We start from the raw sequence: 14,224 nt of genomic DNA on the forward strand, positions 1-14,224 counted from the left end.
GCGAGACGAATTCTTGACGCAAGGTCATCATGTCTACATCTTTCCAGGGCATGGTTGTCAATCCTTTGGTCTTCATTCGAATGAACCAAAAGTGTTACCCATGTCCCGGCACACCTGTTACCTATGTCTCCGGTCTATACAAGATACCCGCGACTAGTGGCACAATACGGGGTTTTCAGGATACTGCTAAAGGAATTTCAATGAGTTTGCCCGCGATTTTGTCAGCGACAGCCCCAGGTTCCGCCGTGATTTTGACCGGCGACCGTCCCACCGGCCCTTTGCACCTGGGCCATTTCGTCGGCAGCTTGCGTAACCGCGTCGCCTATCAGCACACTTATAAGCAATTCATCATGCTGGCCGACGCCCAGGCGCTGACCGACAATATGGACGACACCAACAAGGTGCACCGCAATGTGGTCGAAGTAGCACTCGATTACCTGGCAGTCGGTATCGATCCAAGCCTGTCGACGATCCTGATCCAGTCGCAGATTCCGGAACTGGCGGAGCTGACCTTCTATTACCTGAACCTGGTCACGGTGGCACGGCTGGAGCGCAATCCCACGGTCAAGGAAGAAATCCGCCTGCGTGGTTTCGAGCGCGATATTCCTGCCGGCTTCCTGACTTATCCTGCCAGCCAGGCGGCCGATATCACAGCGTTCAAGGCGGTGCTGGTGCCGGTCGGCGAAGACCAGATCCCGATGATCGAGCAAACCAATGAAATCGTGCGCCGTTTCAACCGCACCGCCGGCCGCGACGTGCTGGTTGAGGCCAAAGCCCTGGTGCCGGAAATCGGCCGTTTACCGGGTATCGACGGCAAAGCCAAGATGAGCAAGTCGCTCGGCAACACCATCAACCTGGGCGCCACTGCCGATGAGATCCGGGCCGCGGTCAAGCAGGTGTACACCGATCCGCTCCATCTGCGGGTGCAGGATCCGGGCCATATCGAAGGCAATGTCGCCTTCCTGTATCTGGATGCCTTCGATCCCGATCAAGCCGGTCTGGCCGAGATGAAGGCGCATTATGTGCGCGGTGGCCTGGGCGATAGCCTGGTCAAGGCGCGTCTGGAAACCTGCTTGCAGGATTTGCTGGCGCCTATCCGTGCGCGGCGCGAAGAGCTGGCCAAGGATCGCGGCCATGTCATGCAAATCTTGAAAGACGGCACTGCCAAGGCGCGTGAGGTGGCGGCGCAGACTGCGGACGAAGTCAAAGCCGCTCTTGGTCTGACTTATTTCTAATTTACTGCTGTATCTTTGCGTCAGTAGTTGAGTGAGAGCAAGGCTGATCCGTCGCCGCTGACCGCAGGCAAGAAAATGCCTCGGCCAGCCAGTCGCGCTTGCCGCGCCGTGCAATGGGCGCTGAGGCCGGCGCCGGATTAGCATTTGCCGCTGGCCGATTGGCAGTAAATTCAAGCCAGTGGCCAGCTAGCTTATCGTCAAGACGTGTTTCCAATGCATCTCCTCCATCAGTACTAATTTTCCACGAACGCCGCCTGTTTGCAAGGTACCCGATGGAACAAACGGTCGAAATACACCAAGCCGTCCACTCCTTCCTCTTGCAAGTCGAGTTCCTGTATTTCAACGATCATGATGGTGTGGCTACCGATTTCCTCGCTACGCGTAATCCGCCCGGACAGATTGGCCAATGCCTTTTTCAGCAGCGGCACCTGCCTACTGTCTTCATCCCAATGCTCGCTGCTGAAGCGGCTCTCCATTGCCAGATTGGTCATGCCGGCAAACAATCGCGCCTGTTCCTCCTGTTCGGCATTCAGCACGTTGATGCACAGATTGCCATTGCGCTTGAACACCTGATTCATGGCGCTGCTGCGATTCAAGCAAACCAGCAGCGTCGGCGGCGTGTCGCTGACCGAACAGACGGCGGTGGCGGTAATGCCGCAACGCCCCGCCGGGCCGTTGCTGGTGATGACATTGACTGCGGCGCCAAGGCGCGCCATGGCGTTGCGGAACTTGCCGCGCCGGCTTTCGATAGGATCCATGCTGATCTCCAATTGTTCCCCAGTTGCGCAGCGGCTACTGGCGAATGCCGTCGAGCACATTGATATCGTCGCTATTGTGCAAGTGCGGCGCTAGCCAGCCGTTCTGGTCATAGTCAGCCAGGCACTGATCGACCATCGCCGTCATCTTCGCCAGTGCGCCGGAACCCTGGGCGTGGCGCAAACACTGCATGCGGATCTCATCCTGGCTGCCGGCGTAGTTGATTTCATACAACTCATGGCGGCCGCCGAACTCGGTGCCGATGGCGTCCCACAACAGTTTCAGGATCTTGATGCGCTCCACATGATCGATGCCGCCGGAGCCCCGCACATAGCGCGCCAGATAATCGTTGATGACAGGATTCTTCAAATCGCGCGCGCCCGAGGGCAGATAAATCAAACCGCTGGCGACGATCTCTTCAATGATTTTCTTGATCGCGGTATAGGCCTGCGGCGCCAGCACCCGATACGCCTGCTGCGCCTGGGTGCTAGGCATCCAGCTGCCGCTCTGCCACGGCTCGGCGCTACCCGTCATAGCGTCGGTCAGCGACCAGAAAGTATTGCGCCAGGCCAGCACTTCACCGACCGCCGCCTGCACCCCGCGGAACTCGAAGCTGCCAGTGCATTTCAAGGCCTTCACCAGCAAGGCGCTGATGAAATCCAGCTTGACCGCCAACCGGGTGCAAGCCTGCATCGGGAACAAACCGCCGAAACCGCCTTGCGAAAACCAGCTGCGGCAACGTTCCAGATCGCGATAGATCAACACGTTTTCCCAGGGGATAAAAGCATTGTCGAGAATCAGGATGGCGTCGTTTTCATCGAAGCGGCTCGACAAGGGATAGTCGAACGGCGCACCGGCCAGACCGGCATTCAACTCATAAGAAGGGCGGCAGATCAGTTTCATGCCCGGTGTGTTCATCGAGGCAATGAACATCAGCGCCAGATCGGTATTGTCGCCCAGCAGCCCGGCCGAACCCTGGCCGATAAAGTTGTAATGGGTCAGCGCCGAATTGGTGGCCACCACCTTGGCGCCGCTGACATAGATGCCGGCCTCGGTTTCGCGATCGACCGTCATGAACACATCGCGCACCTGGTCGACCGGTTTGTCGCGATCGATCGGTGGATTGACGATGGCGTGATTCAGATACAGTCCAGCCTCCTGAATCCGCTTGTACCAGTTGCGGGCGTTATCGGCAAACTTGCCGTAGAACTCCGGCACGATCCCCAGCGCGCTACCGAAAGCTGCCTTGTAATCGGGCGTGCGGCCCATCCAGCCGTAACTCAGGCGCGACCAGGCGGCAATCGCATCGCGCTGCTCGCGCAATTCGGCGGCGCTGCGGGCATAGCGGAAAAACTTGTGGGTGTAGCCGCCGTTGCCGGTATCGGTCTCCCAGCACAGTTCATCCTTGGTGGCCGGATCGTGCAGGGCGTCGTACAGGCGGGCGATGGAGGCTGCCGAGTTGCGGAAGGCCGGGTGGGTGGTGACATCCTTGACCCTGTCGCCGTAAATATAGATTTCGCGATTGTCGCGCAGGGATTCGAGATATTCGGCGCCGGTGAAAGGCCGCGTCTTGTCGGCGCGCAAGTCTTCTGGATAGGGCAAGGGCAGGTCGCGTGATGTCATTTTTGTCTCCTCGGTATTGGTTTTTGACTGACACCATGGTGCAATCTTTCGCGCCAAATCCCAATGCACGTAAGCAGGAAACGTTGGTACTTTTCACGACTGCCGCGGCGCCCCCTGCACGCCGACGCGTCGCCATTCGCTGGGCGCAAGCTCGGTATGCTGGCGGAAGAAGCGGCTGAAATAAGAGACATCCTTGAATCCCAGGTCGTAGGCAATCTCGGATACCGGTTGCGCTGAGAACAGCAGCTGGCGCTTGGCTTCCTGCAACAGCCGCTCATGCACCAGCCGTTTGGAAGGCACATCGGCCACCCGGCGGCAGATATCGTTGAGCCGGGTTTCGGTCAGGTTCAAAGTGCTGGCGTATTGATCCAGCGGCCAATGCTGGCGGAAATGCGCTTCGATCAATTGATTGAAATTGTGGAAAGCCTGAACATCGTGCTGGCGCAAGGTCTTGCTCGGCAACGGTTGCGCCGACAATCTTGCCATCGCAACAAACGCCAGCCGTGCCAGCGCCAGCAAGTTCAGTTCGCGGCCGATATCCTGTTGCCTGAATTCTTCGCGCAGCTGGGCAAAGAGAGTCAGCAGTTGCTCGTGGCCAGTCTTGGCTGCGTCCAGTTCCACGCACATCGGAACCGATAGCGTTTGCTTGAGCAGATTGCTGGGATCGCTGTCGAACAGGCGCCAGATCAATTGCTGGCGCACCGACAGCACATGGCCGGCGGCGGCGTCGCTGATAACGAAGGCATGCGTATGCGACGGCGGCGTCAGGAAAAACAGCGGCGCCCGTGCATGGTAAAACTGATCGTCGAGATGCAGTCTGACTTCGCCGCTCTCGATAAAATGCACCTGGAACACCCGGTCATGGCGATGGGCTGGCATGTTGCGGCCGAAGAACGCCGCCAGCTTTTCCAGTGCCTCGTAATGCACTTCCTCGTCTTCATAACGCAGATCGAAAGTCCGGCCCAGGTCGATATTGGGAATCGGCGCATGGGCTAATTTAACTGCGGATTTAGCAGCAGCCCCGTGTTTCGGCATAAGTTTCGGCACAATCGCCTCGCCCGCATTCTGGAGCGATTTCTAGTACGCCGCTCCCGGCTTGTCGTTCTTCGCTCCGGGTTTGACACTATCGAGCAGCCTGATAGCAGCGTTGCGCAAGACGCCGGTATCGGCGCCAATCGCCAGGAAGCAGACACCGGCGGCCTGGTACTCCAGCGCCAGCGTCGCATCGGTAGCGAAAATGCCGGCGGCTTTCCCGGATGCGCGGATACTGGCCAGCGCCCTGGCTATGGCGGCCTTGACGGTTGGATGCCCAGCCTGCCCCAGATAACCGAGCGACGCCGCCAGGTCAGCCGGGCCGATGAAAACGCCGTCGACACCATCGACCGCCAGAATCGCCTCCAGCTGCGCCAGCCCCGCCGCCGATTCCACCTGGACGATCAGGCACAGCTCGGCTTCGACCTGCTGGAAATATGCGTCGACGCCATTCCAGCGCGCACCGCGTTCCAGGCCGGTGCCGACCCCGCGTACGCCCTTGGGCGGATAGCGCATGGCGCGCACCAGCGCCTGTGCCTGCTCGGCATTCTCGACCATCGGCAGCAACAAGGTTTGCACGCCGGCGCCGAGCAATTGCTTGATCAGCGCCGCATCGTGATTCGGCGGCCGCACGATGGCTTGCACCGGATACGCCGCCAGCACCTGCAACTGCGCCTGCACCGAACGCAAATCGTTAGGGCCGTGTTCGGCGTCGATCAACAAATAGTCAAAACCGCAGCCAGCCAGGATCTCGGCGCTGAGCGGATTCGCCAGGCCAAGGAACAGGCCCACTTGCAACTGCTGCTGGCGCAAGGCCTGCTTGAAAAGATTTTCTGGCATTTTCATACGAAAACTCCTTATACGAAACGGAAGGCGATCTGCCCGAGCGGGCCGTAATCAGCTTGAAAAGTATCGCCGATAGCCGCCAGCACCGGCCGCGTAAACGAACCGCCAAGCACCACGTCGCCGGCATTCAGTTGTTCATCGTAAGGCGCGATCTTGTTGGCCAGCCAGGCGACGCCGGTGGCCGGATGATTCAACACCGCAGCGGCCAGGCCGGTTTCCTCGATCACGCCGTTACGATACAACATCGCGCCGACCCAGCGCAAATCGACATCATGCGGCCGCACCGGCAAACCGCCGAGGACGACGCCGGCGTTAGCGGCGAAATCGGAAATGGTGTCGACCACCTTGCGCGCCTGATTGGTTTCGCGGTCGAATTGTTCGATGCGGGCATCGATGATTTCGATCGCCGGCGTCACATAATCGGTCGCCGCCAGCACATCGAACATGGTTACTCCCGGGCCTTTCAGCGGCTTGCCCAGGATGAACGCCAGCTCAACCTCGATACGCGGCGCGATGAAACGAGAGAAGGGGATATCGCCGCCCTGCTCGAAGAACATGTCATCCAGCAGCGGCGCATAATCCGGCTCGGTAATCTGTGAAGACTTTTGCATCGCCCGCGAAGTCAGGCCGATCTTGCGACCCTTGATGACGCGCCCCTCGGCCAGCTTCAGCTTGACCCATTCGCGCTGGATGGCGTAACCGTCCTCTATCGTCATCTGTGGATATTGCTTGGAAAAGTGGCGCAACGGCATGCGCGATTTTTCGGCGCGGTTCAGCTGCAAGGCGAGATCGTGCAGGGTATTGATTGGCAGCATAGGTAGTCTTTCCGGTCTTTCAAAAATCAGGGGAATTCAAGCCTTGCGATAGCGCGCATGCAGATTGTTATTTTTCCAGCTGCCAGCTTCGCTGAATTCATTGATTTCCAACGACAGCGCCAGCCCGGTTTGCTGGAACAGCTCGGCGAAATGTGCTTTCATCACTTCGAACAGGGCTTCGCCGGTGGCTTGCTTGACCGCTTCCGTGCGGCCCGCGCCGATTTTCAATGTGGCGTGGACGAAAGCGGCGTCCAGATCACCGTCGGCGATGCAATAATCTTCAGCGGCCAGCGCCCGCACCCGCACGCCGCCGATCGGATAGACAGGCTTGCCCTCGGCTTGCTGGGCAATCAAGGCCGCCGCCAGTTGGCGGCACAGGGCAGGGAGGTCGCCGCGCTCGCGCAGATTGGCGGAATATTCCAGGGTCAGATGTGGCATGTTGGCTCCTATTTGTCTGTCTGCGGATGCAAGGGCGTTACCGGGAAGATGGCGTTGATCTGGCCGGTGCCGGAGCTGCCGAAATACGGCGTCACCACTTCCACGCCCTGGTCGTAATCTTTGCCGCCCAACAGGCCCAGCAGCATCGCCGTGTCATGCATGCCGCCTTCGCCCCAGCATTTGTCGTTGTACATCGGCAGCATTTCCATGAAGGTTTTCCAGTCGCCGCGTTGCCACATCTCGACCACCGCGCGGTCCATCGTTTCGAGGAAGGGATTGAACACCTTGTGCATATACTCCGGCGCCGTGCCGTTCAAGGCAAAATGATGCGACAGCGAACCGCTGGCAAATACCGCCACCGTGCCCTCGTACTCGTCCTCGATCGCCTTGCGCACCGCCAGCCCGAAGCGCTCGCTTTCCTTGAGATCGTGCCAGACGCACCAGCCGGCCACCGACACCACCTTGAAATGCTGGTCGGCGTTCATATAGCGCATCGGCACCAGCGTGCCGTATTCCAGCTCCAGCGTGGTGTCGCTATGCGCGCGGCTCTTGACTTCCATCCGGTTGGCGGCCTTCTCGATCAAGTGGCCGAGTTGCGGATTGCCCGGATATTCATACGCCATGTTCTTGATGAAATGCGGCAGTTCATTACTGGTATAGACGCCCTCGAAATGCGGCGCGCAATTGATGTGATATTCCGAATTGACCAGCCAATGGACATCGAACACCACGATGGTGTCGACCCCCAATTCACGGCAGCGGCGACCGATTTCCTTATGGCCGTCGATAGCCGCCTTGCGGCAATCCTTATGCGGGCCGTCCAGTTCCGACAGATACATTGACGGCACGTGTGTAATTTTTGCCGCCAGCGCCAGCTTGCCCATTTGTGCTCCTCCTATTTTTTATCACCTGCTGAACCATCTTTTGCGATGCGCTTAACAAACGCAGCTAACTGAGCTAACTGGGGTCAGAGTGAACTTTCTGCGGGCTTTTTGCAGAAACTTCACTCTGACCCCACTTAGCGGGCCACGGAGTACTGCCTCATCGTTAAAAAGAACAAAACCATCCAGTGCGCTCTGTCTTTCTCCGAATCCGTCATGTGGGGTCAGAGTCAAGTTTCGCGATAAAGCGCTGCGAAAGTTGACTCTGACCCCAGATGACTCTTGCCGGCGCGATGACATCCCAATAGATCTCAAACACCCCAACGCGGAATCGGATGATCGCCATAGGAGATGCAAACGTTCTTCGCTTCAGCAAATACCTCGAAACTGAAATGCCCGCCTTCGCGGCCGGTGCCGGAGGCCTTGACGCCGCCGAACGGCTGGCGCAAATCGCGCACGTTCTGGCTGTTCACAAACACCATGCCCGCTTCGACGCCACGCGCCATGCGCAGGGCGCGGCCGGTGCTTTCAGTCCAGACATAGGATGACAAACCGTAAGGCGTGTCATTGGCGATGCGCAGCGCTTCGGCCTCGTCGCGGAACGGAATCAAACAAGGTACCGGCCCAAAGATTTCGTCTTGCGCAATCTTCATGCGATTGTCGACATCGGCGAACACTGTCGGCTGGATCCAGTTGCCGTTTTTCAGGTGAGCAGGGAGCTCCAGGCTGCCGCCGCCAAACACCACTCTGGCGCCCTCATCCTTACCCAGCTCGATGTAACGCGCCACTTTCTTTTGATGCTCGCGGCTGATCATCGGGCCGACGATAGTCAGCGGGTCCATCGGGTCGCCCACCACCAACCGCTGCGCACGCGCCGCAAAATCGGCGACGAATTTGTCGTAGATGCCACGCTGCACCAGTATCCGCGAGCCGGCAGTGCAACGTTCGCCGTTATTGGAAAAGATCATGAAGATAGCCGCATCCAGGGCGCGCTCATAGTCGGCGTCGTCGAAAATAATGAATGGCGATTTGCCACCCAGTTCCATCGAAAATTTCTTCAAGCCCGCCTGCTGAACGATGCGATTACCGGTGACCGTGCTGCCAGTAAAAGAAATCGCCCGCACATCGGGATGGCGGATCAGCGGCTCACCGGCTTCCTTGCCGTAACCATGCACCACGTTGAACACACCCGGCGGTATCCCGGCTTCCAGGATCAGCTTGCCGAGCATGTCGGCAGTCAGCGGCGACAGTTCCGACATCTTCATCACGGCGGTATTACCCAGCGCCAGGCAGGGCGCGGTTTTCCAGGTAGCCGTCATGAACGGCACATTCCACGGCGAGATCAGCGCGCAAACGCCGACCGGATGCCACATCGTGTAGTTCATGTGGCCGCTATCCGAGGCATAGCTTTCGCCATCCATGTGCGCCGCAATCTCGGCAAAGAAATGGAAATTATCGGCGGCACGTGGAATCAGCGCCTTCTTGGTCTGGCCGATGACCTGGCCGGTATCCCTGGTTTCAAGCTCGGCGATCTTGGGCACGTTGGCCGTAATCAATTCGCCCAGCCGCCGCATAAGCGCCGCACGCTCCTTGGCCGGCCGCCCGGCCCAGGCCGGGAAAGCGTCTTTTGCCGCCTGCACCGCAGCCGCGACTTCGGCTTCACCGCCGCTGGCGACTTCGGCGATGACTTCATTGTTAGCGGGGTTCAAAGTCTGGAAAGTCTGGCGGCTTTCGACTTCCTTGCCGTTGATAAGATGTTTGATCATGCGCTTGCTCCAGCTGCGGGGTTAAAGTAGGCAGCATCGTCGACGATGGTGTTGACCAGCCGTCCGACGCCCTCGATTTCAGTCACCACGCGGTCGCCCGCGACCACATCCGCCAGACCTTCAGGCGTGCCAGTCAGGATGACGTCGCCCGGCATCAGCGTCATGCTGGCGGACAGGTATTCGATCAAGGCCGGGATATCGAAAATCATGTCGCGGGTATTGCCGTCTTGCGTCAGCTTGCCGTTGACGGTAGTGGTCAGGCGCAGATTGCCTGGGTCCGGCACCGAGCTTGCGTCCACCAGCCACGGACCGAGCGGGGTGCAGGCGTCGCGGTTCTTGACGCGCAGATTGGGGCGGTAATAATTTTCCAGATAATCGCGGATCGCATAATCGTTGGCGACGGTGTAGCCGGTCACATACTGGAAGGCGTCGGCGCGGCTGACATTCCTGGCCCGCTTGCCGATCACCACCGCCAGCTCGCACTCGTAGTGCATGTAAGTGGCGTCGGCAGGGCGGCGCGAGTGGGCCAGGTGGCCGGTCAAGGCATTCGGCCCCTTCAAGAAAACCAACGGCTGCTCGGGCGCCTTGAACGCCAGTTCGCGCGCATGATCGGCGTAATTCAAGCCCAGCGCAAAGATGGTTCCAGGGACTAGCGGCGGCAGCCAGTGCGCCTCTGCTTCGGCCAGGATGCGGCCATCGGCCAGCGCGATGCGTCCCTCCCCTGCAGGCCGCACTTCATGGATCGCGCCATTGAAAAAAATCCGGCCACGTTTTGTGTTGTCGATGCCGCTTGGTTTCATTTGTCGCCTCCTGCTGCTGCAATCCGGAAATTCAATTCGCCCAAGCCGGCCGCCGTCAATGTCACGTGATCGCCCGGCGCAGCTTGCGGCGCCTGCCATTTGACGCCGACCAACAGCAAGTCGCCGCGTTGCAGCGTCATGAATTCGGTTACATCGCGCAACAGTTCAGGGATGCTACGTAGCAGATCGGCCAGCGCCCACGTGTCGACTTGCCTGCCGTTGATTTGCGTGGTTATCAGAAGCGCCGGCGTCTTGGCGATTTTTTCTGCAGGAAGCAAATCGCCGGAAATGACGCAGGAATTATCGAAACATTTCTCGCGTATCGCCGGGCGGTAGTAACTGGCGTGCGGCAGGCTCAAATCGGCGACCAGCACATAACCGGCAATCGACGCGGCGGCGTTTTTCAAAGTGACACGCGCCGCCGGCGCACCGATCACGACACCAATGGTGGCGCCGATTTCCACCGCGCTGGCGCCAATCGGCAGGTTGATTGCAGCGCCGCCGCCGATGCGGGTGTTGGCCGGTTTGATATACAGCACCGGAGCTTTAGGTGCGCCTTTGTATGGCGCTTCCGTCAACGCCGCGCCGATGCGGTGCAGCGAATCGCTGTCGTTCAAGATAACGCCGTAGACGGCGCCCGTGATCTGGGCAGGAAAATTATCTGGTTTCATCTCCACTTTCGCTTTTTGTTGGAAGCGCTTGCAAACAAGGCCATGCGTGTTTGCAGCGGTCTTCAGTTATGCGATCTGCTCTTGGCGGCGTTCGGCAACTAGCTAACATGTTAGCTAATATAATTACTAATATGTTAGTGTGTCAACCGCAATCCCGATTTATTTATCAATACAAAATCGGGCATCGATAGCGTTCCAGCAAGTAGAGTTGAAGTAAATAGACCAGGAGCAACGGCCACCGGCGTCATCGTCCAGCGTAGCGGCCGCCTCTTGCGGCTAGTCCTAAACACTGAGGAGATTTTTTTGGAACACCGCAATCTTGCCCTGCTGCTGCTTCAAGCCCGCGAATGCGTGATGAGCAAATTCAGGCGCATTCTCAATCACCACGGCCTCACCGAACAGCAATGGCGCATCATCCGCGAACTCAGCGAACAACAGAGCATGGAACAATGGCAGATCTGCGAAGCCTGCCAGATCATCAGCCCCAGCCTGGCGGGCGTGCTGTCCAGAATGGAAGAGACGCAACTGGTAACGCGCTCACGGGTGGATTCCGACCAGCGCCGCATCATGGTCTCGCTGACCCCCAAGAGCCGCGCTCTGGTTAGCGCCATCGCGCCATTGATTGAGCATCAATACGCGCATATCGAGTCGGCGGTTGGCACTGAGACCGTGCAGCAGTTGTATCGGGCGCTGGATGATTTTCTGGCGCAGCAGGATTTGCCGGTGGCGTTGGTTGAGTTGCCGGTTTTTGATAAGAATGCGGTTGTGGGTGCGGGCCAGGTGCATGGCGGGAAATCTGCGCCAACTGCCGCTAGGGCTGGCGTCGGGAAAAAACCTGTCAAGGCTAAGGGCTAAGAACTAGGTTGGGAGGCAAGTTACAAGCTGATATCGGTTGAGGCTGATAATGCTAAATTACGACTTGATCTGGCAGGACGTGTACTAAGGTGAATGTCTCAAATCATCTCGACCCAGGCGATAAACGAGCCTTTCGCGCATGTCTGCTATGCAGCGATCGCAGCCGATGGCATCAACAACACGACCGGCGCGAACCGGCCAGATCCAGCCATTCACCCCGTCTATGAAATAGATGTTGCGGAAGCAACATATTCGTGGCAGCATTGCGTCAATTATTTCCACTAAGAAATTACAGATTGGCCAGCGACGGACAGTCCGCCATAGCAACTGATGAACACAATTTTTGCGTGAATCCGTCCTTGTTCACGGCAGCATCCAGCGATTTTTTCTACATTTTCAAGGTTTCAATGGACAAGCAACTGGTCTTCATTTGTTTCCTAACGTTCGTCATCCACATCATTGGCACCCTGGCATACTCCGTACGCATCGCGGGGATTAGGACAAGACGGATTGCCGTTTCGCTTGCCCTGTTCAGTATTCTTGTTCTTGTCTCACGGACGTCGAATTCATTTCTTGGACCATTCCTGGCCAAACGGGTCGAGTCAAATATCGGCAGGCAGTTTGCAGCAGAAAGTTTGCTTTCCGATTTCCGCTGGCTACTAATCTCCGCATCGCTTGCGACCATCGTCGGAGCTTTGCTAATCCCGACTTTTCAGCGTGTTTTTTGTCGGGCCGTCGAGCATTTCCAAGTTCACCGCTCGGTGCCCAAATTGATTCTGCACGGGTTTTTCAAGGGCGGACTATCCTACATCAAAGACGTTGCAAGCTTGCCGCGAGTGGGCAACGTTGCAGGACTGCGCGATAGCGGTAGTGTCTCTGTATCTATGACCTCGCTAAACGTTGCTGCAGTAGCGCTATGGACCGTGGGCCTGTTTGCTGCGCTATATGCAGGAGTCCTGGACCCAAGCGTCCGAGTAACGTCCAGTACGCTTTCGTCAATCATTAACGGAGGGGCCACTGTCATGATGGCGGTATTTATTGACCCACACATGTCGGGCATGACTGATGATGTCATTGAAGGTCGCGTTAGTGAGTCGGAGTTTCGACGCGCGGTAGTTTGGCTGGTGGGTAGCAGACTGGCGGGTACTGTGCTCGCCCAACTTTTACTGGTTCCTTCCGCGCTGCTCATTGTGGCCGTGGCGAAATCTCTGTGATGACGGCTAAAACCGCATTTTCAGAAATGGCTCAATTCGGCCAAATCCGGTCATTTACTCAGCCTAGCAAAACGATGTCATGCGAGAAACTTTCTAGTGATATGATGCATCGTTCGATGCCATCATCGAGAGCAACTCTCTATTCAATATCTCACTATGCTCATCCAAATACGACGATTTGTCTGCCTCGTTTCCACTCTCGCTGCGTTCCCCGTAAGCGCGCAGTTGGGGCAATCGGCGAGCGGTACGCTGGCGAGTACACAACCGACACTGCAATCGGAAATTGCAGTGCAAAGCATAGGCGATGATTCGTTTCGTTTAGTGCTGAAGAGCTACAACAGCAGCACTGTCGGCGCCGGGCAACAGGAACTACTGCCGAAAGCCAAAGAGGTTTGCGGCGCGAAAACCGTCAGCTATGGAAAATACCAATTTAAAACCATGGAACCAGTGGGCCCAACAACAGCAAGTGGGACCTTCTTAGTCCTGACACAAGATATTACTTGCGGCCTCAGCGCTGGCACTCAACTAAGCGCAGCACCTACGATAGTCAGGGACGAACGATGGCGTCCCACCGATGCACAAGTGCAGCACGTTGAACGTCAAAGCAATACCTACTTCGCGGCAAAAGACGGACGTAGATACAAAGACGCGTACGAGCTGCTTTCAACTTCTGCTAAGCAAATAACATCGTTTGAGCGTTGGAGTTCCGTAGCGCAGAACTTCAATTCCAAAGCGGGAGAGGTGCTCCACCAAGATATCAAAAAGATTACCTGGTACAAGAATCCGCCGCAGGCAGCACCTGGCACCTATGCCGCAGTGGATTTCTCCAGTCAGTTTGCCAACGTCAATATCCACTGTGGATACCTTGTATGGTTTGAGCAAGGCGATGGCTCATTTGTAATGGTTCGAGAAGAAGAGAACTTTATCGATAAGGTTATGGAGCAAAAAATGAACCCAAATGAGCTTGTACGTGTGCGCTCAGAATTTGGATGTAAGGGCTAGTCAATCAGGAGGCGGGCCATATTGACGTGTTGCGACCGTCGCAATCCGGCCAGCTCCGGTCATTCGGTGATCTCTGTCGTCTGCCAACTGACCGTCAGCAACGCCTCAGGGTGGCGGCGTCAACTTAGCTGGGACAGGATCGAAATATCGTAGCGGGAATGATCGGAGGGGAGCATGATCTAAGCAAGGGCCGCAATCGGGCTGCGGACGGTTTAGGAGTGAATTGGCATGACAACTAGGATCACTGTAGCCGCTGACAACGTCAGGATCGGCGATATTATTTACAACGG

Annotated in this window: 15 protein-coding genes; 5 read left to right on the top strand and 10 right to left on the bottom strand. The window is 57.4% G+C overall.

Annotated features, from left to right (window positions below; translation table 11 throughout):
- The first annotated feature begins 200 nt into the window (after nucleotides 1–200).
- Nucleotides 201–1,235 (top strand): tryptophan--tRNA ligase, encoded by a 1,035-nt coding sequence (gene trpS, locus VNZ60_RS16620; protein ID WP_325661027.1) that lies wholly within the window; start codon nucleotides 201–203, stop codon nucleotides 1,233–1,235.
- 233 nt (nucleotides 1,236–1,468) lie between these two features.
- Here the strand turns inward: trpS and hpaC are convergent, their stop codons facing one another.
- The 10 genes from hpaC to VNZ60_RS16670 form a co-directional block, all read right to left on the bottom strand.
- Nucleotides 1,469–1,993 (bottom strand): 4-hydroxyphenylacetate 3-monooxygenase, reductase component, encoded by a 525-nt coding sequence (gene hpaC / locus VNZ60_RS16625; protein WP_325661029.1) that lies wholly within the window; start codon nucleotides 1,991–1,993, stop codon nucleotides 1,469–1,471.
- A gap of 34 nt (nucleotides 1,994–2,027) precedes the next feature.
- Nucleotides 2,028–3,614: a 4-hydroxyphenylacetate 3-monooxygenase, oxygenase component gene (gene hpaB / locus VNZ60_RS16630; RefSeq protein WP_325661030.1), complete on the bottom strand. Its 1,587-nt coding sequence runs from the start codon at nucleotides 3,612–3,614 to the stop codon at nucleotides 2,028–2,030.
- Nucleotides 3,615–3,707: 93 nt separating this feature from the next.
- Nucleotides 3,708–4,649, bottom strand: a complete 942-nt coding sequence (gene hpaA, locus VNZ60_RS16635; protein WP_325661031.1) for a 4-hydroxyphenylacetate catabolism regulatory protein HpaA — start codon at nucleotides 4,647–4,649, stop codon at nucleotides 3,708–3,710.
- Between the two features lie 42 nt (nucleotides 4,650–4,691).
- Complete coding sequence (locus tag VNZ60_RS16640) at nucleotides 4,692–5,492, bottom strand: HpcH/HpaI aldolase family protein (protein WP_325661032.1); 801 nt, start codon at nucleotides 5,490–5,492, stop codon at nucleotides 4,692–4,694.
- 11 nt (nucleotides 5,493–5,503) lie between these two features.
- Nucleotides 5,504–6,307, bottom strand: a complete 804-nt coding sequence (hpaH, locus tag VNZ60_RS16645) for a 2-oxo-hept-4-ene-1,7-dioate hydratase (RefSeq protein WP_325661034.1) — start codon at nucleotides 6,305–6,307, stop codon at nucleotides 5,504–5,506.
- Between the two features lie 36 nt (nucleotides 6,308–6,343).
- Entirely contained in the window at nucleotides 6,344–6,745 is a 402-nt protein-coding gene (locus VNZ60_RS16650) for a 5-carboxymethyl-2-hydroxymuconate Delta-isomerase (protein WP_325661035.1), read from the bottom strand.
- Nucleotides 6,746–6,753: 8 nt separating this feature from the next.
- Nucleotides 6,754–7,629, bottom strand: a complete 876-nt coding sequence (hpaD, locus tag VNZ60_RS16655) for a 3,4-dihydroxyphenylacetate 2,3-dioxygenase (RefSeq protein WP_325661036.1) — start codon at nucleotides 7,627–7,629, stop codon at nucleotides 6,754–6,756.
- 308 nt (nucleotides 7,630–7,937) lie between these two features.
- On the bottom strand, nucleotides 7,938–9,392 hold the full coding sequence (gene hpaE / locus VNZ60_RS16660; protein ID WP_325661037.1) for a 5-carboxymethyl-2-hydroxymuconate semialdehyde dehydrogenase: 1,455 nt from the start codon (nucleotides 9,390–9,392) through the stop codon (nucleotides 7,938–7,940).
- Nucleotides 9,389–10,192, bottom strand: a complete 804-nt coding sequence (locus tag VNZ60_RS16665) for a fumarylacetoacetate hydrolase family protein (RefSeq protein ID WP_325661039.1) — start codon at nucleotides 10,190–10,192, stop codon at nucleotides 9,389–9,391. The genes hpaE and VNZ60_RS16665 overlap by 4 nt, the downstream gene beginning before the upstream one ends.
- Nucleotides 10,189–10,863: a fumarylacetoacetate hydrolase family protein gene (locus tag VNZ60_RS16670; RefSeq protein ID WP_325661040.1), complete on the bottom strand. Its 675-nt coding sequence runs from the start codon at nucleotides 10,861–10,863 to the stop codon at nucleotides 10,189–10,191. Before VNZ60_RS16670 ends, VNZ60_RS16665 begins: the two co-directional genes overlap by 4 nt.
- 303 nt (nucleotides 10,864–11,166) lie before the next feature.
- Here VNZ60_RS16670 and hpaR point away from each other — a divergent pair, with 303 nt between their 5' ends.
- From hpaR to VNZ60_RS16690, 4 genes are all read left to right on the top strand, one after another.
- Complete coding sequence (gene hpaR, locus VNZ60_RS16675; protein WP_325661042.1) at nucleotides 11,167–11,718, top strand: homoprotocatechuate degradation operon regulator HpaR; 552 nt, start codon at nucleotides 11,167–11,169, stop codon at nucleotides 11,716–11,718.
- Between the two features lie 93 nt (nucleotides 11,719–11,811).
- A complete protein-coding gene (locus VNZ60_RS16680; protein ID WP_325661044.1) occupies nucleotides 11,812–12,003 on the top strand; it encodes a hypothetical protein in 192 nt (63 codons plus the stop codon).
- A gap of 122 nt (nucleotides 12,004–12,125) precedes the next feature.
- Entirely contained in the window at nucleotides 12,126–12,932 is an 807-nt protein-coding gene (locus VNZ60_RS16685; protein WP_325661048.1) for a lipid II flippase Amj family protein, read from the top strand.
- Between the two features lie 288 nt (nucleotides 12,933–13,220).
- A complete protein-coding gene (locus VNZ60_RS16690; RefSeq protein WP_325661046.1) occupies nucleotides 13,221–13,934 on the top strand; it encodes a DUF4019 domain-containing protein in 714 nt (237 codons plus the stop codon).
- Nucleotides 13,935–14,224 lie beyond the last annotated feature (290 nt).

The sequence above is a fragment of the Collimonas sp. genome (genome assembly GCF_035566375.1).
Lineage (GTDB): Bacteria > Pseudomonadota > Gammaproteobacteria > Burkholderiales > Burkholderiaceae_D > Collimonas.

Bases quoted from the DNA above. Each gene is read 5' to 3' on its own strand.
- trpS (WP_325661027.1), top strand. From the start codon at position 201: ATGAGTTTGCCCGCGATTTTGTCAGCGACAGCCCCAGGTTCCGCCGTG.
- hpaC (WP_325661029.1), bottom strand. From the start codon at position 1,993: ATGGATCCTATCGAAAGCCGGCGCGGCAAGTTCCGCAACGCCATGGCG.
- hpaB (WP_325661030.1), bottom strand. From the start codon at position 3,614: ATGACATCACGCGACCTGCCCTTGCCCTATCCAGAAGACTTGCGCGCC.
- hpaA (WP_325661031.1), bottom strand. From the start codon at position 4,649: ATGCCGAAACACGGGGCTGCTGCTAAATCCGCAGTTAAATTAGCCCAT.
- VNZ60_RS16640 (WP_325661032.1), bottom strand. From the start codon at position 5,492: ATGAAAATGCCAGAAAATCTTTTCAAGCAGGCCTTGCGCCAGCAGCAG.
- hpaH (WP_325661034.1), bottom strand. From the start codon at position 6,307: ATGCTGCCAATCAATACCCTGCACGATCTCGCCTTGCAGCTGAACCGC.
- VNZ60_RS16650 (WP_325661035.1), bottom strand. From the start codon at position 6,745: ATGCCACATCTGACCCTGGAATATTCCGCCAATCTGCGCGAGCGCGGC.
- hpaD (WP_325661036.1), bottom strand. From the start codon at position 7,629: ATGGGCAAGCTGGCGCTGGCGGCAAAAATTACACACGTGCCGTCAATG.
- hpaE (WP_325661037.1), bottom strand. From the start codon at position 9,392: ATGATCAAACATCTTATCAACGGCAAGGAAGTCGAAAGCCGCCAGACT.
- VNZ60_RS16665 (WP_325661039.1), bottom strand. From the start codon at position 10,192: ATGAAACCAAGCGGCATCGACAACACAAAACGTGGCCGGATTTTTTTC.
- VNZ60_RS16670 (WP_325661040.1), bottom strand. From the start codon at position 10,863: ATGAAACCAGATAATTTTCCTGCCCAGATCACGGGCGCCGTCTACGGC.
- VNZ60_RS16680 (WP_325661044.1), top strand. From the start codon at position 11,812: ATGTCTCAAATCATCTCGACCCAGGCGATAAACGAGCCTTTCGCGCAT.
- VNZ60_RS16685 (WP_325661048.1), top strand. From the start codon at position 12,126: ATGGACAAGCAACTGGTCTTCATTTGTTTCCTAACGTTCGTCATCCAC.